Genomic DNA, 23,510 nt, shown 5'->3' on the forward strand with positions numbered 1-23,510 from the left:
CTACCCTCCGGGGGCGCGCTTCGGTGTCTTCGGGCGGGCATGCGCCCCTGATATGGTGGCGCGTTGAAATACCCGGTCAACTGGACGCGGCATCTCGGTGCGGCGCTGCTGGTGCTGGCCGCGTCGCTCGGCACCACGTACTGGCTGTGGGAGCACGAGAAACAGAACGCCGTCATGGACCAGCGGGCCCAGGCCGATCTGAACCTGCGCTCCTTCCTGAGCCGCATCGACCAGCGCATGCTCGCGCAGGAGCAGATGCTGCGTGGTGTCCAGGGTTTGTTCGCGGCGTCGGAAGTGCCCATCACGCGCCGGGCATTCCGTGAATATGTGGCCGCGCTCAAGCTCGGCGCCGATTTTTCCGGGCTCGAAGGCGTGGGCTGGGTTCCGCTGGTCACCACGGCGCAACGTGCGGGGCACGTGGCGTCCCAGCGCCAGCAGGGTTTGCCGGGCTACGACATCCAGCCGGCGGGGGATCGGCCGGCCTGGGCACCGCTGGCGCAACTCGAGCCATCGTTGGCGCGACATGCCGCGTCCGTCGGGCTGGACCTGTCCACCGACCCGGCGCGCCAGGCCGCGATGCAGCGGGCACGCGATTCGGGGCTGGTCACGATCACCTCCAAACTCACGCAGCTGATCGAGACCGGCGCGCCGGTGAAGGCGGGGTTCGTGATGTTCCTCCCGGTGTACCGGCGTGGCACCGCGGTCGATTCGCTGGAAGCGCGGCGCGCGAATCTGCAGGGCTGGGTGGTGGCGCCGTTCAACATGGAGGCCTGGATGGCCAGTCTCTATGGCGAAACGGCGGCCGGTATCGACGTGCGGATCTTCGACGGCATCGAGGTCACGCGCGATGCCCTGCTGTACGACTCCGGGGCGCCGACCTCGGCGGTCGTCCAGCGCAGCGACGAGAAACTGGAATACCTGCATGTTGCCGGCCGCAGTTGGACCCTGGCCGTGCGGGCGCTGCCCGTGAGCGAGGCCGCCGGCACCAGTGGCGCCTACGCCAGTCGGGACCAATCCCTGATCATCGCGCGCAGCGGCGTGATACTGAGTGTGCTGCTCGCGCTGCTGACCTGGATCATGGTCAGCGACCGCGCGCGCGCCATGATCCTCGCCCTGCGCATGACCGCCGAACTGCGCGAGACCAAGGAGCATTTCGAACTGGTGTTCGACACCAGCCCCGACGCGGTGGTCATCAGCCGCCAGGCCGACGGCCGCATCATCGACGTGAACCCGGGCTTCGTGAGCATGACCGGCTACACGCGCGCCGAGGTGATCGGCCAGTCGCTGGCCAACCTGGCGTTGTGGAGAACGGCCGAGGACCGCGACCGTTACTTGCGCGAACTGCACGAGCACAACGGCTGCGAAAATCTCGAGGCGGCCATCCTGCGCAAGGGCGGTGCGCAGATGGTCGGCATCCTGTCGGCCCAGCCGGCGAATTTCAAGGGGGTTTCCTGCTTCGTCGGGGTGATGCGCGACATCACGGCGCGCAAGGTCATCGAGAACCGGCTGGCCCACATGGCGCAGCACGATGCGCTCACCGGACTGCCGAACCGCGCCTTGTTCGACGACCGGCTGCACCAGGCCGTGACCCAGGCGCACCGCAACCGCACGCGGCTGGCGCTGCTCTATCTCGATCTGGATCACTTCAAGCCGGTCAACGACACGCTGGGTCATGCGGCCGGCGACATCCTGCTCAAGTTCGCTGCGCGGCGCATGCAGGAACATGTGCGCGCCTCCGACACCGTGGCCCGGGTCGGCGGCGACGAGTTCGTGATCCTGCTGTCGGCCGTTCACGACAAGGACGACGCGCGCGGGGTGGCGGAGAAGATCCGGGAGGCACTCACCGAAGTGTTCGAACTCGCTGGCGGCCATACCGCGCACATTTCGTCGAGCATCGGCGTGGCGGTCTATCCGGACCACGCCATCGACGAGATCCAGCTCGCCAAGCATGCCGATGACGCGATGTACCAGGCCAAGCAGATGGGGCGCGACCGCGTCGTGTGTTTCGGGGACTTCCATCCGCGGCGCCACAAGGCGGGAATGGATCTGGGCCCCGGCTGAGCCTGGCCCTGCGGCCCGGGCGGGCCGTGTTCAGGGCACGGTGGTCTTGCGGCCGCCGAATTCGGACGGGGAGATCACCGACTCGTCGAGCTTGCGCGCCACTTCCGAGATCGCCAGCGCCGCGGGGCAGCCGGGCACGTTCACCAGCAGCAGCTGGCGGCGCATCACGGCTTCACGCACCGACGGATCGGCCGGGATGTCGCCGACGTGGATCAGCCGCACCGAGCGGCCGGAGCCGGTGGTGACGAAACGGTCCAGCACCTGCTGCAGCTGTGTGGTGATGGCGCGGCCGTCGCCGGGGCGCGCCGTCTGGTTGATGATCATGCGCACGTGCTGGCGCTTCTGTTGCGTGGCCAGCACCTTGATGGCGGCGTAGGCGTCGGTCAGCGAAGTCGGCTCGGGCGTGGCCACGACCAGCACTTCGGAGGCGAGCGAGACGGCGAACAGCACCACGTCGGAAATGCCCGCGCCGGTGTCCAGGATGACCACGTCGTAGCGCGGCATCAGGCTGCGCAGCACGTCCATGAACTCGTCGCGCACCTCGGGCGTGAGACGCGAATACTCGACCATGCCGGAGCCGGCCAGCAGCACCGAGAAGCCGCCCGGTGCCTTGACGATGGCCTCGTCGAGCGTGGCCTTGCCGGTGAACACATCGTGCAGCGTGGTCTTGGGATGCAGGTTCAGCACCACGTCCAGGTTCGCCAGGCCGAGGTCGGCATCCAGCACCAGCACGCGGTGGCCGCGCTTGGCCAGCGCGGCCGCGAGATTGGCCGAGACGAAAGTCTTGCCCACGCCGCCTTTTCCGCTGGTGACGGCCAGCACCTTGGCACCCGTGAAGGGGGCGGCAGGTGGGGACTTCAACACATCACTCATCAGGTTACCTTTGTGCGGTGCTGCCCATGGCGGCACCGGAAGTCAATTCGATCCAGGCCGGATCACTGGCTGACAGATGGCCAAACAACAGACTTTTTTCTTCGGCGCTGACGGTGCTTTCGGGTTGGGTTTCCAGGCAGAGCCGGTTGCGCCCGCCCGATTTGGCGATGTAGAGTTGTTGATCCGCGCGGTCGGTCCACAGCAGCGTGGTGGAGCGGATCCACTGCAGCGCGAAGGCGCCGCCGATGCTGATGGTGACGCGCAAGTCAACCGACGGTGAGATCTGGATGGCCGTCGATTCGATCGTGCGGCGGATGCGTTCGGCCACCACTTCGCCGAACGCCGGCTGGCAGGACGGCAGCACCACCGCGAATTCCTCGCCGCCGTAGCGCGCGAGCGTGTCCATCGGGCGCACGCAGCTCTGCAGCGCCTTGGCCACGGCCTGCAGCACCTGGTCGCCGGCGGCATGGCCGTAGGTGTCGTTGACGCTCTTGAAGTGGTCGATGTCGAGCATCAGCAGCAGCGCGGCTTCGCCCGAGCGCGCCACGCGGTCGATCTCGGCCTCGAGTTCCGCGTTGAAATAACGCCGGTTCGACAGCCCGGTCAACGGGTCCTTGAGCGACAGGTCGACGAGACCGTCGATCACCTTCTGCAGATAGGCACGGGGATCGGCCTCGGCGTCCATGGCGGCGAACGTGGCATCGTCCGATCCGAGCAAGGCACGTGCTTCATCCAGGCGGAGGTCGCTCAGATCGATGGACGAGGGAATTGCCGGTAGTGACACAGGTATGGTGCGAGGTGCTACACAAATTTTAGCAGCAAGCCCGGTGTGCGAGAGCCCCGGTGAATGCTTTTCAAGCGGCCGCAAAGGTGGCCATTTCGATCGATGCACGAGGCGTGCCAGGGGGGCGTCGCATGCGTCAGATGACGTAGTCCTCGAGCCGATGGCGCAGCTGCCTCAACGCGTCGCCGTCGGTGCGGTACAGGCGCAGCAACGGGGCGCTCGTGCCTTCGGCCGGCAGCTGTCCGCCGCGGCGCAGCGCCTGCTCGACCGGCAGCTTCATGCCGCTGATGTGCAGCGTCACCTGGCGTTCGGCCAGCAGCGTGCGCAACTGGCCGAAGACCTCGGCGCCGGTCGCGTCCACGCGGTTGATCGGCTGGGCGAACAGGCAGACATGCTGCAGCCGCGGATGCCTTCCCAGGTGTTCGACGATGGCGCGTTCGAAGCCGCGGGCCGAGGCGAAGTCGAGTTCGGCGTCCATGCGCAGCGCATACAGGTTGGGCGCGAGGGCGGGCAGGCGCCACAGGTGACGGTCACGCAGGCTGCCGTCGGCATGCAGGCCGACTTCGATGATGCGCGGGTGCAACCGGTGGAACAGGAAGTGCGACAGGCTCATCAGCAGCCCGGCGAGCACGCCCCAGTACAGCCGCGGTGCCGTGGCCAGGGTGAGCAGGAACGTCGTGCCGCCGATCAGCGCTTCCACGCGCGCGGCGCGCCACAGGCGCACGAACACGCGGGGTTGCACCAGGCTGGACACCGCGGCCACCACCACCGCGGCCAGCACCGCCTGCGGCACGTGGTAGAGCGCCGGTGTGAGCCACAGCAGCGTCGCCAGGACCAGCAGCACCGAAAAGATCGAAGCCCAGCCCGACTTGGCGCCCGCGTACAGGTTGATGGCCGAGCGCGAGAAGGACGAACTCGTGGGAAACGCGCCGCTGAAGGCCGCGGCGATCTTGGCCAGGCCCTGGCCGATCAGGTCCTGGTTCTCATTCCAGCGCGTGCCGCCGCGCTGGTTGTCGACCTTGGCGCTGGAGGCCGTCTCCAGGAAGCTCACCAGCGTGATGACCATGGTCGGCAGGGCCAGTTGGGCCAGCAGCGACCACGACAACGCACCCGGCCAGTGCAGCGCCGGCAGGCCCGCGGGGAGGGTGCCGACCACCGCGCCGCCACCGCGCGCGAAGCCGAGCCAGGCGCTGAGCACGGCGCTGGCCGCCATCAACGCCATCAACGTCGGGAAACGCGGCGCGAAACGCTTGCCCGCGGCCAGCACCAGCATCGCACCCAGGCCGAAGGCCAGTGCCTGCAGGTCGATGGCGGGATGGTGCAGCAGCTGTGTGAGAGGACCGTCCAGACCGATCAGCGCCGGCAACTGCGACAGCAGGATCAGGATGGCCGCGGCCTGGGTGAAGCCGGTGAGCACTGGCGAGCTCACCAGGTTCAGCAGCCAGCCGCAGCGGCCCAGCCCGAGCATCAACTGCAGCAGGCCCGACAGCAGCGCCAGCCAGACCGCGAGCGTGACCCACTCGGGGCTACCGGGATCGGCCAGGCCGGTGAGCGAGGTGCCGACCAGCAGTGCGCTCAGCGCGGTGGGGCCCACGCCGAGGCGCTGCGACGAGCTCCACAGCACGGCCACCAGGGCCGGCAGCAGCGAGGCATAGATGCCGGTCACCAGCGGCATGCCGGCCAGTGCGGCATAGGCCACGCCTTGGGGGATGACCATCATGCCGACGGTCAGGCCGGCCCACATTTCGCCGCTGAGCATTTCGCGGCTGGGGCGGGGCCAGGCCAGAAAGGGGAACCAGCGGTGCAGTCTTGGGTGGGTGGCCATCGACGCCAATGCTAACGCGGCCTGGGCGCGTTCCAGCCGGCGACAATGCGGCGATGCCTTGGCACCGAAACCGCATCATCCAGTCAATTGCTTCGGTATTGATAGCACTCTTCGCAGGTTGGGCCTGCGCGGAAGCGTCATTCGACGCCAAACAGCCGTGGCGTGCCGAAGTCACCTACGTCACCGATGGCGACACGCTGTGGGTGCGGCCCGAGGCCGGCAGCCCGCCGCGCAAGCTGCGCCTGGACGGCATCGACGCGCCGGAGATCTGCCAGGTTCACGGCGTGGCGGCGCGCGAGGCGCTGATGCGACGGGTCCTGCACCGGCAGGTGATGGTCAGCAGCCGCGCCACGGACGACTACCAGCGCACGCTGGTCACGCTCCATCTCGACGGCGAGGACCTGGGCCGCTGGATGGTGGCGCAAGGGCATGCCTGGTCGTACCGGTATCACCGCAGCGCCGGCCCCTATGCGGCCGAGGAGAAAAGCGCGCGGCGTGCGGGCCGTGGCCTGTTCGCGGATGTCGGTGCCGAACGCCCGCGCGATTTCCGCAAAAGCCACGGCAGCTGTTATCCCTCGAAGCCTTGACGGTGTTCTTTGCCGCAGACGCTGCAGGCCGGGTCGCGCCCGACGCGCATCTCGTTCCATTCCATGCGCCGCGCGTCGAGCATCTGCAGCCGGCCGGCAAGTGACGAACCGGCGCCGCTCAGCAGCTTGATGGCCTCGGCCGCCTGCATCGCGCCGATGATGCCGACCAGCGGCGCCAGCACACCCATGGTGGCGCAGCGCGTCTCCTCGAAATCCGCGGTCGGTGGGAACACGCAGGCATAACACGGCGAATCGGCCGAGCGGCTGTCGTAGACCGTGATCTGGCCGTCGAAACGGATCGCCGCGCCCGACACCAGCGGCACGCGGTGCGCGACGCAAGCCGCGTTCACCGCATGCCGGGTGGCGAAGTTGTCGCAGCAGTCGAGCACAACATCGGCCCGGGCCACAAGCCCGGCCAGCGCCGCCGCGTCGACCCGCTCGGCGATGGCCATCACATCGATCTCGGGGTTGATCGCCGCCATCGCCGTGCGGGCCGATTCGACCTTGGGCTGCCCGAGGCGTGCCATGGTGTGCGCGATCTGCCGCTGCAGGTTGGTCAGGTCCACCTCGTCGTCGTCCACCAGCGTGATGCGCCCGATGCCGGCCGTGGCCAGGTACAGCGCCACCGGCGATCCCAGGCCGCCCGCGCCGATCACCAGGGCCCGCGCTGCCAGCAGCCGCTCCTGGCCCTCGATGCCGATCTCGTCGAGCAGGATGTGCCGCGAGTAACGTAGTAACTGTTCGTCTTCCATGGCTTTATTGTGGCCCGCAAAACAGAAAGCCCCGCGGGGCGGGGCTTTCTGGGGGAAACCTCGGAGGCTTTACTCCGTGGTCTTTTCCTTGCGCTCGATCATGGTCTTGCTGATCAGCACCGGACGTCCCTTGAGCTGGTTGATGGCCTGCACCAGCTGGAAGTCCTTGTCGGAGCCGAACTCGGGCACCTTGCGTTCGGCAACCGGCTTCTTGGCTTCCTCTTCCAGCTTCTTGCGCGCTTCCTCGCGCGCCTTCTCGCGGTTGGCGTCCTTCACTTCCTCGCCCTGGCCGCTGTTCAGGTGTTTCTCCAGGTCGGCCTCGCGCATGCGCAGCACGGCGAACGGGCTGCCGTCCTCGGTGTCGTCGACCATCACATCGGGCACGATGCCCTTGGCCTGGATCGACCTGCCGCTCGGCGTGTAATAGCGGGCCGTGGTCAACTTCAGACCGGTGTCGGGGCCGAGCGGGCGCACGGTCTGCACCGACCCCTTGCCGAAGGTCTGGCTGCCCATGATGGTGCCGCGCTTGTAGTCCTGCAGCGCGCCGGCGACGATCTCGCTGGCGGAGGCCGAGCCTTCGTTGACCAGCACCACCAGCGGCACCGACTTGATGCCGGCCGGCAACCGCGCCAGCGGATCGGCACCGCCGCGGCGCTGGTAGAACTCGGGCGCCGCCTTGTAGGTGAACTTGCTGTCGGCGAGCTGGCCGTTGGTCGAGACCACGGTCACGTTCTCGGGCAGGAAGGCCGCGGAAATGGCCACGGCCGCATCCAGCAGGCCGCCGGGATCATTGCGCAGGTCGAGCACCAGGCCCTTGAGGTTCGGGTCCTGCTTGTAGATTTCTTCCATCTTCTTGGCGAAGTCGTCCACCGTGCGGTCCTGGAACTGGCTCAGCCGGATCCAGGCGTAGCCCGGCTCGATGACCTTGCCCCGCACCGACTGCGTGCGGATTTCCTCGCGCGTGATGGTGACCGGGAAGCTGCGGTTCTCGTCCTTCCTGAAGATGGTGAGATCGACCTTGGTGTTCGGCTCGCCGCGCATCTTCTTCACCGCGTCGTTGAGCGACAGGCCCTTGACGGCGGTGTCGTCGATCTTGGTGATCAGGTCGTTGGGCTTCAGGCCGGCGCGGAACGCGGGCGAGCCCTCGATGGGCGACACCACCTTGACCAGGCCGTCTTCCTGCGTGATCTCGATGCCGACGCCGACGAAGCGCCCGCTCGTGCCTTCGCGGAATTCCTTGAAGGACTTCTTGTCGAAGTACTGCGAATGCGGATCGAGGCCGGCGACCATGCCGGCGATGGCGTCACCGATGAGCTTCTTCTCGTCGACCGGCTCCACGTAGTCGCTCTTGACCATGCCGAAGACCGCCGCCATCTGCTGCAGTTCTTCGAGCGGCAGCGGCGTCATCGTGCCGCGCGCCACGGTCTGCAGCGATACGGTGGTCAGGGCGCCGGCAAGCGCACCTGCCGAAATCCAACCCGCGATCTTGAGTTTCTGGCCCATGGCTACTTCCTGTTTACGGTTCGATATGCACATTGGAACGACGCCGGGCAGCGTGGTTCCCTGGTTGAAGCATGGTTTATGCCTGTTTTTTCGCCCGTTCGCACCGGCTTTCGTCGGATCAGGCCTTCTTGCCCTGCGCGGCGACGGCCGCGGCCGCCTTGGCCGCCGCTTCCGCATCTCCCAGATAGTAGTGGCGAATCGGCTTGAGTTGCGTGTCCAGTTCGTAAACCAGGGGAATTCCGTTGGGAATGTTCAGGCCGACGATGTCGTCGTCGGAGATCTCGTCGAGGTATTTCACCAGCGCCCGGATCGAGTTCCCGTGCGCCGCGATCACGATGCGCTTGCCCGACTTGATGGCCGGGCCGATCGATTCATTCCAGTACGGCAGCACCCGCGCCACCGTGTCCTTGAGGCATTCGGTCAACGGAATGTCGCTGGCAGGCAGCTTGCCGTAGCGGATGTCGCCGCGCTCGCTGCGCGGGTCGGTGGCCTCGAGCGCGGGCGGTGGCGTGTCGTAGCTGCGGCGCCAGACCAGCACCTGGTCGTCGCCGTACTGCTTGGCGGTTTCCGCCTTGTTCAGGCCCTGCAGGGCGCCGTAGTGGCGCTCGTTCAGGCGCCAGCTGTGCGCCACCGGCAGCCAGGTGCGGTCCATTTCGTCCAGGCAATGCCACAGCGTGTGCGTGGCGCGCTTCAGGACGCTGGTGTAGGCCAGGTCGAATTCGTAACCTTCGGCCTTGAGCAGGCGGCCTGCATTCTTGGCCTGTTCGATGCCGGTTTCGGTCAGCGGCACGTCGGTCCAGCCGGTGAAGCGGTTTTCGAGGTTCCAGGTGGATTCGCCGTGGCGGATCAGGACGAGCTTGTACATGGTGTGGCAGGGACGGGGAGTTGAAAAAACGGTCAAAAGGCGCTGGCCGCGTTGGCGGCATCGACCAGCATTCTAAAATCGACGCTCATGGGCGCTTCCGTCCATTCGCAAATAAAGGTGCAACGTGAAGTTTTTACTGGATAACTGGATGCTGATGTCGGTGGCCCTGGCATCGGGCGGTCTGCTGCTGTGGCCCACCGTCTCCGGCGCCGCAGGCTCGGGCGCGCTGTCGGCCAACGACGCGGTGCAGCTCATCAACCGCCAGAAGGCGGTGGTGATCGACGTGGGCGAAGCCGAGGAATTCGCCGCCGGCCACATCGGCGGCGCGAAGAACATCCCCGTTGGTCAGCTCGAGGAAAAACTCGGTGCCGCGGTGAAGAACAAGAGCCTGCCGCTGGTGCTCGTGTGCCCGACGGGCGCGCGTGCCAAGCGCGCGGTGGCCATCGCGAAGAAGCTGGGCTACGAGCAGGCGGCCTCGCTCGGCGGTGGCCTCAAGGCCTGGAAGGAAGCCAACCTGCCCCTGGAAAAGGCCTGAAGCGGCCCCATCTGCGCTTTTCGACGCCACTGTATTGAAAGAGGAATCCCATGCAAGCCGTGAAGATGTACACCACCGCCTTCTGCCCCTACTGCGTGCGCGCCAAGCAGGTGCTCAAGAGCAAGGGGGTGGACCAGATCGACGAGGTGCGCGTCGATGAGCAGCCCCAGGAGCGCATGAAGATGATGGAGCTGACCGGCCGGCGCACCGTGCCGCAGATTTTCATCGGCGACACCCATGTCGGCGGCTGCGACGATCTGATCGCGCTCGACGGCCGCGGTGACCTAATGCCGCTGCTGAACGCCGCCTGAGGTCGTGTCGGCGCCCTGGACGGTGCCTGCGACCTGCAATAATCCCGTGTTTCCCTGGCCCGCTGGAACCGTTCCACCGGGCTTTGTTTTGTCCCTTATCCGCTAGACCGAAAGAATGCCATGGCTGACCAACAAGACCCCGTTTTCCAAATCCAGCGCGTGTACCTGAAGGAAGCCTCGCTCGAGCAGCCCAATTCTCCGGCCATCCTGCTCGAACAAACGCAGCCCGCGGTGGACATCCAGCTGAGCGTCGATGCCCAGCCCGTCACCGACGGCATCTTCGAAGTCGCCGTCACGGCCACCGTGACCACCAAGATCGGCGAAAAGACCATGTTCCTGGTGGAAGCCAAGCAGGCCGGCATCTTCGAGATCCGCAACCTGACGCAGGAGCAGATGGGCCCGATCATCGGCATCGCCTGCCCGCAGATCGTCTATCCGTACCTGCGCGGCAACGTCGCCGACATCGTGCAGCGCGCCGGTTTCCCGCAGGTGCACCTGGCCGAAATCAACTTCCAGGCGATGTACGAGCAGCAACAGGCTGCCGCGGCCCAGGCTGGCGAAGCCGGCACCGTGCTGCAATAAATCCGCATTGGCGCGCCGGGAGCGGGTTGCCATGAAGATCGCCGTTCTTGGCGCGGGTGCCTGGGGCACCGCGCTGGCCATCAGCGCCAGCCGGCCATCGCCGGCACCGCACGAGGTCACCCTCTGGGCGCGCAATGCGCAGCAGGCCGCGGACATGGCGACCGAACGGCGCAACAGCCGTTATCTGCCTGACGTGGCGCTGCCGCCCGCACTGCAGATCTGCTGCGATCCCGTCGAATCCCTGGCCGGCCTGCTGGCCCGGCAGGACCTGATCGTCATCGGTACGCCGATGTCGGCATTGCGCGGCATGCTGCAGGCGACGTCGTCTGCCCAGGCCCCCGTGGCATGGCTGTGCAAGGGTTTCGAGGCCCCGGTGTCCGGCTCTGTCGGTCTGCTGGGCCACGAGATCCGCGCCAGCCTGGGCGTGGGCGGCGAATACGGGGTGTTGAGTGGCCCGAGCTTCGCGCTCGAGGTGGCGCGCGGGCAGCCCACCGCACTGGTGGCCGCCAGTGCCAGTGCCGCCGTGCGCGAGGCGCTGGTGGCCGCTTTCCACGGCCCGGCGCTGCGCATCTACGCCAGCGAAGACATGGCCGGCGTAGAGGTCGGCGGCGCGGTGAAGAACGTGCTGGCCATCGCCACCGGACTGTGCGACGGCCTCGGCCTCGGCCTCAACGCACGCGCCGCACTCATCACCCGTGGCCTTGCGGAAATCACGCGGCTCGGCGTGGCGCTGGGCGCTCGCACCGAAACCTTCATGGGACTGTCCGGCCTGGGTGACCTGGTGCTCACCGCCACCGGCGACCTCAGCCGCAACCGCAAGGTCGGCCTGATGCTGGCGCAGGGGCTGTCGCTGACGCAGGCCGTGGCGTCGCTGGGCCACGTGGCCGAGGGCGTGTACTGCGCGCGCACCGTGCTGCAGCGCGCCAGGGCCCTGCAGATCGACATGCCGATCACGCAAAGTGTGGTGGATCTGCTCGATGGCCGCATCCAGCCGGCCGTTGCCGTGGCGGCCTTGATGGGCCGCGGGCCGGTTGCCGAAGTGCGCGACCTGCCCCCGCCGCCCGGCATCTGATCCGCGGGCTGACAAGCCGCAAGGCGCAGCGGCACACCGGCGGTGCGCGGGGCTGTCAGGTTCGGCGTCATCCATGTAGGACAAATGCCTACAGGGCACGCCGGAAACCAGACGCCGCGTATGTCACTCCCCCGACTTAATTTCCGATTGGGCTGAATTCACAATCCATTTCAACGGATCGGCCTTACCGACATGCCCTACAAGCACACGATGCGATCAGGGACGAGGAGGCGGAACCGGGTGAACGAAAGGATGCCCCATGAACAGCGAACAGATCATTGCCGAAATACGCGAAGCCAACCTGACCTACCTGATGCTGGCGCAGAGCCTCATCCGCAAGGACAAGGCGGACGCCCTGTTCCGCCTGGGCCTCAACGAAGAGTCGGCCGATCTGCTGGCCAAGCTTTCGACCCAGCAGGTCTTCAAGCTGGCCTCCAGCAACATGCTGCTGTGCCACTTCCGTGTGGACGACAACATGGTCTGGGACCTGCTCACCAACCACGATCTGCCCAGCAAGAAGATCAGCAATCCCGCCACCAACCGCATGCACGCCAACATCCTGATGGCCGGCCGCGTGGCTGAAGTCCTCTGATCCCAAGCTATTCCGAACGGAGCCCGCCATGTCCACCCGAACCATCAAGAGTGTCCTCAAGGATTCCCAGCAGATCGAACGCGCCGCCGCGCTGATCCAGATGGGCGCCCGCATGCAGGTGCTCGAATCCGAGACCGACCTGTCCTACGAACGCCTGCTGCGCCTGTACAAGGAAGTCTCCGGCAAGTCGCCTTCCAAGGGACAACTGCCGTTCTCCACCGACTGGTTCCTGTCGTGGCAGGAGAACATCCACTCCTCGCTGTTCCTCAACATCTACGAATACCTGTCGAAGAGCATCGAGCTCGACGCCATCGACATCCTGACCAAGGCCTACCGCCTGTACAGCGAACAGGTCCAGGCCGCCGAGATCGACGCGCTGCTGTCCTTCACCCGTGCCTGGCGCCTGGTGAAGTTCGTCGACGCCAACATGCTCAACATGACCGCCTGCAGCCAGTGCACGGGCAAGTTCGTGACCGAGCTGTACGAGAACCCGAAGCAGTATGTCTGCGGGCTGTGCAACCCGCCGGCACGTGCCGGCAAGTGCAAGGGTGAACGCTCGTTGATGTTGCACTAGGCACACCCCCAGGTTGCGCACTTCGTGTCGCGCCCACCCCTGCTTCGACAAGCTCAGCACAGGCTTGCAGGGGGAGACACCGGCGGCCCGGCGAAGCCGGTTCCGCGGTGTCTCTGGCGAAGACAGGCGCGTTAATTTCCATTCCTGAAACATTGGCATCACCATGAACAGCGACACCACACCAGACGAGATCCGCGAGGCCAACCTCACTTACCTGATGCTGGCGCAGAGCCTGATCCGGCAGGACAAGGCGCAGGCCCTGTTCCGGCTGGGCATGAACGAGGAATCGGCCGATCTGCTCGGTTCGCTGTCGGCGGCGCAGATCCTGAAGCTGGCCTCCACGCCCAGGCTGCTGTGCCAGTTCCGCATGGAAGACGGCCTGGTCTGGAGCCTGCTCACCAACCACGACGTGAAGAAGGTCGGCAACGACGCGACCAACAAACTGCACGCGCACATCCTGATGGCGGGGCGCGTGAGCGAGATCCTTTAAGGGATCATCGATGCGCCAGCGCGGCCACCTTGCGCAGGCTGGTCACGGTGTTCACGCAGGCGCGCGCGGCCTCTTCGCCCTTCACCTTGAAGTGCGCGTGATAGAACTGCTGGTGCTCCGCATGTTCGTGGAAGTGGTGCGGCGTGAGCACCACGGAGATCATCGGCACGCCGGTTTCCAGTTGCACCGACATCAGGCCCGAGATCACGGCCGAGGCCACGAAGTCGTGGCGGTAGAGGCCGCCATCGACGACGAAGCCGCAGGCGACCACGGCGTCGTAGCGGCCGGAAAGCGCAAGCTGCTTGGCATGCAGCGGAATCTCGAATGCGCCGGGCAGTTCGAAGTATTCGATGCCCGCCACCGGCACACCTAGGCGCTCGATCTCGGCTTCGAAGCCTTTGCGGGCTTCGCCGACGATGTCGGCATGCCAGCTGGCGTGCAGATAGGCAATGCGGATCGGGTGGTGACCCGAGTGGATGTTGAAGTTGACAGACTGACTCATGGTGGCCTTGTTGCAAAGCTGGTTTCCAGAATCAGGGCGCACGAGCGCACGGCACGCCCGGAGACCACGCAGCGGTGGCCTCCGGCGAACCATGGATCGCGCTCTCTTTCATCCGGACTATGACCGTCGGCTTCGGAATCGCACCGAAATCTGCTGACCCTGCCGAGTGATCGGCAGGCGCTCGCGGGCTCGGCGATCCAAAGAATCGCCATCACCGCCGGTGGGGAATTCCACCCCGCCCTGAGAACGCTGCCGCAGCTTTCGCGCCGCGGCTCGCGGATTGTACGAAGGGCGCGAACGCCTTGCAGCCGCGGCGACAATGGCCGCCGATGCCAGCGCCTTCTCGCCCCCGAACCACGTCAAAGCCCCAGGTCGTCAAGGCTGCCAAGGGCAGGGCGGTGCTGCCCGCACCAGCCGACCTGGCGCAGGCCCGGCCTCGGCTCACGCTGCAGACGCTCGGGCGCGGTGACGGGCTGCTCGGCTTGATGGCTTTCGGCCCGTCGGGTCCGCGCGGGCCCGATGTGACGGTCGCCCACCTCGACTGGCTCGGTACACCGACCGCCGCCGGCCTGTCCGCGGCCCTGCAAACCCTGCAGGCGCTCGGCCTGCACGCCATTCCCGGCGATGCCTGGCAGTGGCGCAGCGACGAAGTGGCGTCCCACCATGCCGGCGCGTGGACGCTGGCGCAGGAAGAACACTTCGGCGATTTCTGGGCCGACGAGGTGCCTCGGCTGGCGGCGCTCGGCTGGTCGATCGTGGTGCGGCCCGGCTTCGCGCACCACAGCGTGCCGGTGCAGGCCTGGCGCCTGGTGGTCAGCACGGACACGGGCGAGGTGCTGGGCCAGGAGGTGGCCGGGCCGCTGGCGCCCAGGCCCGTGCCTGCGGCCGGCCTGGGCCTGGCGCGGCGCGAGGGCTCGTGGCTGCTGACGCTGGGCGTGGAGGTCGATGGCGAATCGCTCGACCTGGCGCCGATGCTGGCCGACCTGCTGCGCCGCGATGCGGCATGGCTGAATGCCGACCAGCTGGCCGAAATCGACGACGGAAAGATCATCTCGTTGCGGGCGCCGGGCGGTCGCCGCATCGAGACGCCGGCCGCGCCGCTGAAGGCCATCGTTGCCGCGATGCTGGACCTGCTCACCGATCCGCGCCGCAAGGACGGGCCGTTCCAGCTCGCGGCCTGGGACAGCTTCCGTCTCGAAGCGCTGCGCCAGGGCCTGCAAGAAAGCCGGGCCGCGCTCGCCGCGCGCGCGGGGCCGCAGGGCGCCTGGCAACTGCAGGGAGACGACGGCTTGCGGGTGCTGGCACGTCGACTCGCCGGCAGCGTGCCCCAGCTCGTGGCCGCACCCGAGGGGCTTGGCATCACGCTACGCCCCTACCAGCTCGAGGGCCTGGCCTGGCTGCAGTACCTGCGTGCGCAGGGCCTGGCCGGTATCCTGGCCGATGACATGGGTCTGGGCAAGACGGCCCAGACGCTGGCCCACCTGCTGCTCGAGAAGCAGGCCGGCCGGCTCGACCTGCCGGCACTGGTGGTGGTGCCAACTTCGCTGCTGTTCAACTGGCAGGCCGAGGCGCGGCGCATGGCGCCCGGTCTGCGGGTGCTGACTTTGCATGGCCCGGACCGCGCCGACCGCTTCGATGCCATGGGCCAGGCCGACGTGGTGCTGACGACCTTCGCGCTGCTGTGGCGCGACATCCGGCCGCTGGCCGCCCAGCCTTTCCACCTGCTCGTGCTCGACGAGGCCCAGAGCGTGAAGAATGCCGCAGGCCGCGCCGCGCGTTCCGTGCGGCGCATCCGCGCAAGGCACCGCTTGTGCCTGACCGGAACGCCCCTGGAAAACCATCTTGGCGAGCTGTGGGCCCAGTTCGATTTCCTGATGCCGGGATTCCTCGGCGATGTGCGCAGCTTCCAGCGCCACTGGCGCAAACCCATCGAGGTTGGGGGCGAGACGCTGCGCGCCCAGGCGCTGGCGCGGCGCGTGCGGCCCTTCATCCTGCGCCGGCGCAAGGAAGACGTGGCCAAGGAGTTGCCGCCACTGACCGAGCAGGTGCAGCGCGTGGTGCTGGCCGGCCAGCAGCGCGTGCTGTACGAGAGCGTGCGTGTCGCAGCCGACCACATGGTGCGCCGCGTGCTCGCCAGGGCAGGCCTGGCGCGTTCGCAGATCAGCGTGCTCGGCGCGCTGCTGCGACTGCGCCAGGTGTGTTGCGACCCGTACCTGGTGAAGGGCGCGCGGATGCCGGCCCACATGGAGCGCGCCAAACTCGACTGGCTCTGCGACACGCTGCCGGCGCTGGTCGACGAAGGCCGGCGCGTGCTGGTGTTCTCGCAGTTCACCGAGATGCTGGGGCTGATCGGTCCGGCGCTGGCCAGGCTGGGCGTGCCCCACCTGTCGCTCACCGGGCAGACGCCGGCGGCCCAACGCGGCGACACCGTGGCGCGCTTCCAGGCGAGGGAGGTGCCGATCCTGCTGGCCAGCCTCAAGGCGGGCGGCCTGGGCCTGAACCTCACCGCGGCCGACACGGTGGTGCATGTCGATCCGTGGTGGAACCCGGCGGCCGAACAGCAGGCCACCGCGCGGGCGCACCGCATCGGCCAGACGCAGCCGGTCTTCGTCTACAAGCTGGTGGTGGAGGGCAGCATCGAGGAACGCATGCTTGAGCTGCAGGCGCGCAAGTCGGCGCTGGCCCAAGGGGTGCTCGGCGAAGACCGGCTGGGCACGGTGAAGTTCAGCGTGGCCGATCTGCAAGACCTGCTCGCGCCTTTGGGCGACCACACCGAAATTTAAGAAAATCAGCCTCTGGCGCCGGTGGCTACTGCGCGATACGCTATGAATATCATAGTGTTACGGTGAAGTGCGTGCCCTGACCAGGCGCGCTGCGCACCGAGACCGTGCCGCCATGCCGCTCCACGGCCTTCTTCACGATCGCCAGGCCCAGGCCGGTGCCCTGGATGCGGCCAACGTTGCTCGCGCGGTGGAAGGACTCGAACAGGTGGGGCAGCTCCTGCGCCGGAATCCCGATGCCCTGGTCGATGACCTCGAACACCGTGTTGGCGCCATCTTCGGAAACGCGGAAGCGCACCTCGCCGCCGTCGGGCGAATACTTCACCGCGTTGGACAGCAGGTTGCTGAAGATGTGGTGCAGCAGCTTCTCGTCGAACACGCCCGGTACGGCGCGCGCCTCGTAGGCCAGCACGATCTCGCTGGCGGCCTCGGCATGCTGGCGCCGCGCCTCGTCGATGCAGCGCTGGCACAGCAGCCGCAGGTCCAGCGCCTGGGGCAGGAAGTCGAGCAACTGGGCATCGGCCTTGCCGATCAGCAGCATGCGGTCGAGCATGCGGGTCATGCGGTGCACGCCGGTCTCGATGCTGCGCAGCACCTCCTGCTTCTCGGCCTCGGGCATGCGGTCGGCGTAGTGCTGGATCAGTTCGGCCGAGGACAGGATGGTGGCCAGCGGCGTGCGGAATTCATGGCTGGTCATCGACACGAAACGCGAACGCAGTTCGTTGAGTTCCTTCTGCCGCGCGAGTGCGGCGCGGATGTCGTCCTCGGCCTTGCGCCGGTCGGTGATGTCGAGCAGGGTCCAGATCACGCCCGCGTCGGGATTGCGGTCGACCACGCAGCGCCCTGCGAGCTGCACCCAGAAGGTTTCGCCGTTGCGCCGCACGAGTTCGCGTTCGGTCGTATGGTGGCCATCGCGCAGCAGCGCTTCCAGCGTGCGCCGGCCCTCGGTGACGTAGGTCTCCTCGTCCTTGTAGAACACGCGCGAAGGCTGGCCGCTGAGTTCGGCCCGGCTGTAGCCCAGCATTTCCACGCACTTGTCGTTGACCCACTGGATGCGCCGGTTCACGTTGAAGCTGATGCCCACCAGCGCGCTGTTGAAGATGGCTTCGCGCTCCGACGAGGTGCGCTGCAGCGCTTCCTCGAGCTCCTTGCGCTGGGTGATGTCCATCACGGTCCACACCGTGCCCTGGCCGGCATCGGCGGCATCCACCGCACGGCCCGACACCGCGGCCCAGAACAGCTTGCCATCGATGCGGCGCAAGCGCATCTCGCTCTGGTAGTCGCGGCCGCGGCGCATGTGCTCGGCAATGTCCTGCACGGTCTCGTCGTAGGCCTGCTTGGACGGGAACAGCGCCTCCCACGAAGGCGGCGCCGAGGGCCCGCGCCGCATCGCGAAGATGCGTGCCATGGCGCGGTTCGACCAGCGGAAGCGATGGTCCTGCGTGAGAAAGGCGATGCCCACCAGCGAGTTCTCGAGGATGGTCTCGCGCTCGGCGAGCGTGTCGCGCAGCTTTTCCTCGAGCGCCTTCCGGTGGCTGATGTCGCTGAAGAAGGTCAGTGTCGCGTCCTGGCCGCCCCACGGCACCTTGGTCACGCCGATGTCGATCCAGGTGACGCTGCCGTCGCCATGTTGCAGCCGCAACTCGTGGCGCTGTGGCCCGGGGTCGCCTTCGATACGGCGGCGTTGCCTCTCGCGCACCTGGGCGCGGTCACCGGGATGGATCGCGGTGAGGAAACCCTGCCGCAGCATCTCGCGCTGCGACATGCGGGCGATCGCGGTGGCGCGTTCGTTGACGAAAACGATCTGCTCGCCCTGCACCACCACCATGCCTTCGCCCACGTGCTCGACCACCGCACGGTAGCGCTCCTCGGAGCGGTGCATCGCCTCCAGGATGAGCTTGTTGTCGGTCACGTCGCTGAAGAAGGTCAGGCTGGCCGGCTTGCCGCCCCAGGGCACGACACTCACGCCGATCGCGATCCAGCGGATGTCGCCATCGGGAAACAGCAGGCGCAGCTCGTAGTGGTCGGGCACCTCCTCGCCGGCCAGGCGGCGGCGCTGGCGTTCACGCACCAGGTCATGATCGTCGGGGTGCACGCGGTGCAGGAAGCCGATGTGGTGCATCTCCGCCAGCGGCATGCGGGCGATCTCGGCTGCGCGCGCGTTGGCGAACACGATGACTTCGTCCTGGATCACCACCATGCCTTCGGTCACGTGTTCCACCACGGCGCGGTAGCGTTCCTCCGAGGTGTGCAGGGCCTGCATCACCGACTGGTGAACATTGGCGTCCGGGGCTTCCTCGACGCGCGCCCCGATGTCGCGCAGCACCAGGCCCGAGCCGGGCGCGCCGTTCACTGGCGCGGCGAAGGCCGAGACCTCGGCGCGCACCTGGCCGCCGTCGGGCCGGCGCAGGTCGAGCGTGCGCAAGCCCTGCAGCGCGTCGAGCCAGGCGGGGTTGCCGCTGGCGAGGTAGGCGGCCCACGCGCCGCCGGTGGCGGGCGGGCCGGCCGGCACCAGCCAACGCGACAGCAGGCGGTCCTGCGGGGCTTCGTCCGCGGCACGGCCCAGGAGCCGGCAGGCGCTCGCATTGCAGGCGACGATCAGCCCTTGCCCATCGACGGCCAGCACCGCGTCGGGGGCATGGTGCATCAGTTGCGAGCAGATGGCGTCCCCCGGGTCGGTGTCGGTGCCGTCCTCGACGGAGGGGTGTGGGGCTTGGCGCATGGGAAGGTTGATGATTCTCCAGCGGACTGCGCCATGTCAAGCGGGCTTGCCGAGGGGGTGCCATCACGCGCCGTGGCGACTGCCGCCCGATACAATCGATCCAGCATGTCGCGAAGGAGCAGGGATCATGGCTGACGAGGCCGTAGTCAAGCCGCAGTTGCTGGTGGTGGACGATGAGTCCGAGCTGCGCAATGTGTTGGCCAAGTACTTCAGCTACAACCACTTCGAAGTGCGCACGGCGGCCAACGCGGCGCAGGCGCGCGCCATGGTGGCCGAGCTCGCGCCCGATGTGGTGCTGGTCGACGTGCACATGCCCGGCGAGGGTGGGCTGTCGCTGGCCCGGTGGCTGCGCGAGAGCTTTCCGCGCGTCGGTCTGGTGATGTTGACCGGCGCCGCCGATTCGGTGGACCGCATCGTCGGCCTGGAAGTCGGCGCCGACGACTACGTCACCAAACCCTTCGAGATGCGCGAGCTGTTGGCACGGGTACGTGGCCTGCTGCGCCGCCTGGCACCGCCACCGGAGCCGACCCGCCAGGACACGGCCCAGACCGCGGCGGCCGGCGGTCAGCACCGCGTTCGTTTCGGCACCTGTGTGCTCGACCTCGAACTGCGCCGCCTGTTCGACGCCAAGGGCGCGGACATGCCGATCTCCGCGGCCGAGTTCGACCTGCTGGCGCTGTTCGCGCGCAATCCCAACCGGCCGCTCAACCGCGACCAGATCATGGAATACGGCCACAATCGCAGCTGGGATGTGTTCGACCGCTCCATCGACCTGCGCATCATGCGGCTGCGGCGCAAGCTCGAACCTGATCCGACCAAGCCTTCCGTGTTGAAGACGGTACGCAATGTCGGCTACGTCTATGTGCCCTGACTCGTTTCAATGCCCCACTCTCCATCTCTAGGATTTCCATGACTCAGCAGATCGCAGGCCACTTGCTCGTGGAGTGCCTGGTGCACCAGGGCGTCGAACACGCGTTCGGCGTACCCGGTGAAAGTTTCCTGGCCGTGCTCGACGGCTTCCACGCCTACCGCGACGACATCCGGTTCATCATCAACCGGCAGGAGGGCGGCGCAGCCTTCATGGCCGAGGCACACGGCAAGCTCACCAACCGGCCGGGCGTGTGCTTCGTCACGCGCGGGCCGGGTGCGACCAACGCCTCCATCGGTGTGCACACCGCGTTCCAGGATTCCACCCCGATGGTGCTGTTCGTCGGCGACGTGGCCAGCGACAGCCGCGACCGCGAGGTGTTCCAGGAGGTCAACTACCAGAGCTTCTTCGGCCCGAGCACCAAGGGGCTGGCCAAGCTGGTGGAGCGTATCGACGACCCGCGCCGCATCCCCGAATACGTGGCGCGTGCCTTCGCCACGGCGATGAACGGCCGGCCCGGCCCGGTGGTGCTGGTGCTGCCCGAGGACATGCTCACGCAGACCGTCGACGCCGTGCCCATGCCGCGTGTCGAACCGGTGCAGGCCTGGAGCGACCCGGGCTCGCTGCGCACGCTGCGCGAGATGCTGATGCAGGCCCAGCGCCCGCTGGTGATTGCCGGCGGCAGCGGCTGGACGCCGCAGTCGGCCCAGGCGCTGCAGCGCTTCGCCGAGAACTGGAAACTGCCGGTGGGCAACGCCTTCCGTTTCCAGGATACCTTCGACAACTTCCATCCGCTGTACGCCGGCGACGTGGGCATCGGCATCAACCCCAAGCTGGCGGCGCACGTGCGCGAGGCCGACCTGATCATCGCCATCGGCCCGCGTCTGGGCGAGATGACCACCGGCGGCTACACGCTGATCGAGGCGCCCCGGCCGAAGCAGAAACTGGTGCACATCCACGCCAGCGCCGAGGAACTCAACCGCGTCTACCAGGCCGACCTGGCCATCAATGCGACCATGAACGCCGCCGCGCGTTCGCTCGAGGTGCTCACCGCGCCGGTGCAGGTGGCGTGGGAAGCCTGGGCCAAGTCCTGCAACGATGACTACCTGGCCAACCTGCAGCCGCAGCAACTGCCCGGTCCGATCGACATGCCGGCCATCATCGCCCTGCTGCAAAAGCATTTGCCCGAGGACGCCGTGCTGACCAACGGCGCGGGCAACTTCGCCAGCTGGGTGCATCGCTTCTACCGGCACCATGGACTGGCCAAGGGGTTCAAGACCCAGCTCGCCCCGACCAACGGCGCCATGGGCTACGGCGTGCCTGCGGGCATCGGCGCGGCCATCGCCACGGGCCGGCTGGCCTTCACCATCGCCGGTGACGGCGACTTCCTGATGAATGGCCAGGAACTCGCCACCGCTGCGCAATACGGCGCCAAGAGCCTGATCGTGCTGCTCAACAACGGGATGTTCGGCACCATCCGCATGCACCAGGAGCGCGAATACCCGCAGAACGTGAGCGGCACGCAGTTGAAGAACCCCGACTTCGTGAAGCTGGCGCAAGCCTATGGCTATGCTGGCGTGCGCATCACGAAAACGGAGGAATTCGAGGCCCAGCTGCTGGCCGCGCTGGAGCGGGCGGAAGGCACGGTGATCGAGGTGGTGCTGGATCCGGAGGTGATCACGACGCGGGGCACGTTGTCGGCGATCACGAAGGCGGCCGAGGCGCGGCTGGCGACCAGGTAGGGTCGCGTGCCTGGCTTCTGGCACGCACCTTGTCCTCATTTTTTCCACTGGCAGTGTTGTCTCACAACCATCGGTTTGCCGCATCCGCCGTGTCGAGCGGCGTCGTGTTGAACGCGATGGCCGCGTGCGGCGCCGAACGGTGCACGGCATTGATCAACATCTCGAAGAGCAACAGGCTCTTGGGAGGAATGCGCAGTCCGCCACCGATCACGACGCATTCGTAGTCTTTGCCTGCGAGTTGCTGCTTCAGCGCGATGGCGGCGGTTTCATCGGGTTGCACCAGGCATAGATCGGCCTGCCATCCGCGGTCGAGCATCTGCTGCATGCCTGCCGCGATCCCGGCGTGGATCTTGGCAGCGTCGAAGCCGGGCGGCAATGCCGGGTCCGAGAAGTCGACCGTCTCCGGCACCTGTCCCACGAACAGGACCTTGTGCGTGTCATGCGATTTGTTCATTGCGTTCTCCTTGTCGGGTTGTCGATGCGGGTGGATCAGGCCTGCCATTGCCGTGCGGTTTCCAGGGCGAAGTCGCGATAGCTGCGCGGCGGCCGGCCAAGCAGCGTCGTCAGTCTGGCGATGTCGGTGTCCGTCGCCACGGCGCCGTCCTGCTGGTAGCGGCGCATCATGGCCCGCATGTCGTAGGCCAGCCAGGCCGGCGCACGTGTGGCCACATTCTTCTCGAAGCTGTCGAGGTCATCGCCCGCGTAGCGCACCGGGCGGCCCAGCACCTCGCTCCAGATGGCGGCCAGCGATGGGCCCGTCAGCGCTTGCGGACCTGACAACTCATAGGTTTCACGGGGCAGGGCTTGTGCCGCGTGGTGGCGTCGCAGCAGCTCCAGGACGGCCGCGTCGGCGATGTCGCGGACATCCACCATCGACACCCCGACGGTTCCTACCGGTGATACATAAAGACCGGCCTGCTGCAGCAGGTCCTTCTGCGCGACGTCGTTCTGAATGAAGTAGGACGGGCGCAGGATGGTCGCCGGCAGGTCCAACTGCTCGATCATCTTTTCGACGGCGTGCTTGGCCGTGAAGTGCGACACGTCCGTGTACCCGGCCGAGCGCGTCACCGACAGGTAGACGATGCCTTGGACGCCTGCTTCGCGCGCCAGTCCCAGCGTGTTGATGGCCTGGGTCAGTTCATCGGCCGCATTGCTGACGAGCAGGAACAGGGTCTTCACCCCGGCAAGTGCCTGGCGCATGGCCTGGGCGTCCAGAAGATCGCCGGCAATGGCGGTCACACCGGCGGGGAATCGCGCTTTTTCTGGCGAGCGTGTGAGGGCGCGCACGGTGGCGCCGCTCTGGGCCAGTTGTGCGACGACTCGTGCACCGATGCGGCCGGTGCTGCCTGTGACGAGAATGGTCATGATGAACTCCTGAGGTGATGCGCTCGGCTTGAGCGGGGGGATGAAAGAGCATTTGCTCCGGTCACTGGATATTAGGTCGTACCATTTTTGATTCATAGTCTCTAGAATAGAGACAAGTTGTCTCA

At 67.1% G+C, this 23,510-nt stretch carries 22 protein-coding genes and 1 riboswitch; of the genes, 12 read left to right on the forward strand and 10 right to left on the reverse strand.

What is annotated here, in order from left to right:
- Nucleotides 1-63: 63 nt before the first annotated feature.
- Nucleotides 64-2,061, forward strand: coding sequence for a CHASE domain-containing protein (locus tag RD110_RS08305; RefSeq protein WP_076198463.1), 1,998 nt, complete (start codon nucleotides 64-66; stop codon nucleotides 2,059-2,061).
- 30 nt (nucleotides 2,062-2,091) lie between these two features.
- Here the strand turns inward: RD110_RS08305 and RD110_RS08310 are convergent, their stop codons facing one another.
- From RD110_RS08310 to RD110_RS08320, 3 genes are all read right to left on the reverse strand, one after another.
- Nucleotides 2,092-2,934, reverse strand: coding sequence for a MinD/ParA family protein (locus RD110_RS08310; RefSeq protein WP_076198465.1), 843 nt, complete (start codon nucleotides 2,932-2,934; stop codon nucleotides 2,092-2,094).
- A 4-nt stretch (nucleotides 2,935-2,938) separates the two neighbouring features.
- The gene (locus RD110_RS08315) at nucleotides 2,939-3,718 is read right to left on the reverse strand and encodes a GGDEF domain-containing protein (RefSeq protein ID WP_076198467.1); all 780 of its coding nucleotides are present in this window, start codon (nucleotides 3,716-3,718) and stop codon (nucleotides 2,939-2,941) included.
- Nucleotides 3,719-3,854: 136 nt separating this feature from the next.
- A complete protein-coding gene (locus RD110_RS08320; protein WP_076198469.1) occupies nucleotides 3,855-5,543 on the reverse strand; it encodes a SulP family inorganic anion transporter in 1,689 nt (562 codons plus the stop codon).
- 53 nt (nucleotides 5,544-5,596) lie between these two features.
- Here RD110_RS08320 and RD110_RS08325 point away from each other — a divergent pair, with 53 nt between their 5' ends.
- Nucleotides 5,597-6,130, forward strand: a complete 534-nt coding sequence (locus RD110_RS08325; protein WP_076198471.1) for a thermonuclease family protein — start codon at nucleotides 5,597-5,599, stop codon at nucleotides 6,128-6,130.
- Here the strand turns inward: RD110_RS08325 and RD110_RS08330 are convergent.
- The 3 genes from RD110_RS08330 to gpmA form a co-directional block, all read right to left on the reverse strand.
- A complete protein-coding gene (locus tag RD110_RS08330; RefSeq protein ID WP_076198473.1) occupies nucleotides 6,112-6,882 on the reverse strand; it encodes a HesA/MoeB/ThiF family protein in 771 nt (256 codons plus the stop codon). The two genes, RD110_RS08325 and RD110_RS08330, sit on opposite strands and share 19 nt — an antisense overlap.
- Nucleotides 6,883-6,951: 69 nt before the next feature.
- Nucleotides 6,952-8,385 carry a S41 family peptidase gene (locus RD110_RS08335; protein ID WP_076198475.1) on the reverse strand — a complete coding sequence of 478 codons (1,434 nt, stop codon included), beginning with the start codon at nucleotides 8,383-8,385 and terminating at the stop codon, nucleotides 6,952-6,954.
- A 118-nt stretch (nucleotides 8,386-8,503) separates the two neighbouring features.
- The gene (gene gpmA, locus RD110_RS08340) at nucleotides 8,504-9,250 is read right to left on the reverse strand and encodes a 2,3-diphosphoglycerate-dependent phosphoglycerate mutase (RefSeq protein ID WP_076198477.1); all 747 of its coding nucleotides are present in this window, start codon (nucleotides 9,248-9,250) and stop codon (nucleotides 8,504-8,506) included.
- A gap of 124 nt (nucleotides 9,251-9,374) precedes the next feature.
- On the opposite strand from gpmA, the gene RD110_RS08345 reads away from it, so the two are divergent.
- From RD110_RS08345 to flhD (RD110_RS08375), 7 genes are all read left to right on the forward strand, one after another.
- Nucleotides 9,375-9,785: a rhodanese-like domain-containing protein gene (locus RD110_RS08345; RefSeq protein WP_076198479.1), complete on the forward strand. Its 411-nt coding sequence runs from the start codon at nucleotides 9,375-9,377 to the stop codon at nucleotides 9,783-9,785.
- Between the two features lie 50 nt (nucleotides 9,786-9,835).
- Entirely contained in the window at nucleotides 9,836-10,096 is a 261-nt protein-coding gene (gene grxC, locus RD110_RS08350) for a glutaredoxin 3 (RefSeq protein ID WP_076198481.1), read from the forward strand.
- 120 nt (nucleotides 10,097-10,216) lie between these two features.
- The gene (gene secB, locus RD110_RS08355; protein WP_076198483.1) at nucleotides 10,217-10,678 is read left to right on the forward strand and encodes a protein-export chaperone SecB; all 462 of its coding nucleotides are present in this window, start codon (nucleotides 10,217-10,219) and stop codon (nucleotides 10,676-10,678) included.
- A 31-nt stretch (nucleotides 10,679-10,709) separates the two neighbouring features.
- Nucleotides 10,710-11,750, forward strand: a complete 1,041-nt coding sequence (locus tag RD110_RS08360) for an NAD(P)H-dependent glycerol-3-phosphate dehydrogenase (RefSeq protein ID WP_076198485.1) — start codon at nucleotides 10,710-10,712, stop codon at nucleotides 11,748-11,750.
- 259 nt (nucleotides 11,751-12,009) lie between these two features.
- Nucleotides 12,010-12,342, forward strand: coding sequence for a flagellar transcriptional regulator FlhD (flhD, locus tag RD110_RS08365; protein ID WP_076198486.1), 333 nt, complete (start codon nucleotides 12,010-12,012; stop codon nucleotides 12,340-12,342).
- Between the two features lie 28 nt (nucleotides 12,343-12,370).
- Complete coding sequence (gene flhC, locus RD110_RS08370; protein WP_076198499.1) at nucleotides 12,371-12,916, forward strand: flagellar transcriptional regulator FlhC; 546 nt, start codon at nucleotides 12,371-12,373, stop codon at nucleotides 12,914-12,916.
- A 163-nt stretch (nucleotides 12,917-13,079) separates the two neighbouring features.
- Complete coding sequence (flhD, locus tag RD110_RS08375; protein ID WP_076198501.1) at nucleotides 13,080-13,406, forward strand: flagellar transcriptional regulator FlhD; 327 nt, start codon at nucleotides 13,080-13,082, stop codon at nucleotides 13,404-13,406.
- A gap of 4 nt (nucleotides 13,407-13,410) precedes the next feature.
- Here the strand turns inward: flhD (RD110_RS08375) and RD110_RS08380 are convergent, their stop codons facing one another.
- A complete protein-coding gene (locus tag RD110_RS08380) occupies nucleotides 13,411-13,908 on the reverse strand; it encodes a 6,7-dimethyl-8-ribityllumazine synthase (protein ID WP_076198503.1) in 498 nt (165 codons plus the stop codon).
- Between the two features lie 96 nt (nucleotides 13,909-14,004).
- A riboswitch (FMN riboswitch) is annotated at nucleotides 14,005-14,160 on the reverse strand.
- 77 nt (nucleotides 14,161-14,237) lie between these two features.
- On the opposite strand from RD110_RS08380, the gene RD110_RS08385 reads away from it, so the two are divergent.
- The gene (locus RD110_RS08385) at nucleotides 14,238-16,691 is read left to right on the forward strand and encodes a DEAD/DEAH box helicase (protein WP_083686154.1); all 2,454 of its coding nucleotides are present in this window, start codon (nucleotides 14,238-14,240) and stop codon (nucleotides 16,689-16,691) included.
- A gap of 49 nt (nucleotides 16,692-16,740) precedes the next feature.
- Here RD110_RS08385 and RD110_RS08390 read toward each other — a convergent pair whose 3' ends face one another.
- On the reverse strand, nucleotides 16,741-19,410 hold the full coding sequence (locus RD110_RS08390; RefSeq protein ID WP_076198505.1) for a sensor histidine kinase: 2,670 nt from the start codon (nucleotides 19,408-19,410) through the stop codon (nucleotides 16,741-16,743).
- Between the two features lie 127 nt (nucleotides 19,411-19,537).
- On the opposite strand from RD110_RS08390, the gene RD110_RS08395 reads away from it, so the two are divergent.
- Together RD110_RS08395 and RD110_RS08400 are read left to right on the forward strand one after the other, a co-directional pair.
- Nucleotides 19,538-20,281, forward strand: a complete 744-nt coding sequence (locus RD110_RS08395; protein WP_076198507.1) for a response regulator — start codon at nucleotides 19,538-19,540, stop codon at nucleotides 20,279-20,281.
- Between the two features lie 38 nt (nucleotides 20,282-20,319).
- The gene (locus RD110_RS08400; RefSeq protein ID WP_076198509.1) at nucleotides 20,320-22,020 is read left to right on the forward strand and encodes a thiamine pyrophosphate-binding protein; all 1,701 of its coding nucleotides are present in this window, start codon (nucleotides 20,320-20,322) and stop codon (nucleotides 22,018-22,020) included.
- 61 nt (nucleotides 22,021-22,081) lie between these two features.
- Here the strand turns inward: RD110_RS08400 and RD110_RS08405 are convergent, their stop codons facing one another.
- Nucleotides 22,082-22,522: a hypothetical protein gene (locus RD110_RS08405; RefSeq protein ID WP_239467200.1), complete on the reverse strand. Its 441-nt coding sequence runs from the start codon at nucleotides 22,520-22,522 to the stop codon at nucleotides 22,082-22,084.
- The gene (locus RD110_RS08410) at nucleotides 22,510-23,385 is read right to left on the reverse strand and encodes an SDR family oxidoreductase (RefSeq protein WP_076198511.1); all 876 of its coding nucleotides are present in this window, start codon (nucleotides 23,383-23,385) and stop codon (nucleotides 22,510-22,512) included. Before RD110_RS08410 ends, RD110_RS08405 begins: the two co-directional genes overlap by 13 nt.
- Nucleotides 23,386-23,510: the final 125 nt, after the last annotated feature.

This window comes from Rhodoferax koreense, assembly GCF_001955695.1.
Classification (GTDB): domain Bacteria; phylum Pseudomonadota; class Gammaproteobacteria; order Burkholderiales; family Burkholderiaceae_C; genus Rhodoferax_B; species Rhodoferax_B koreensis.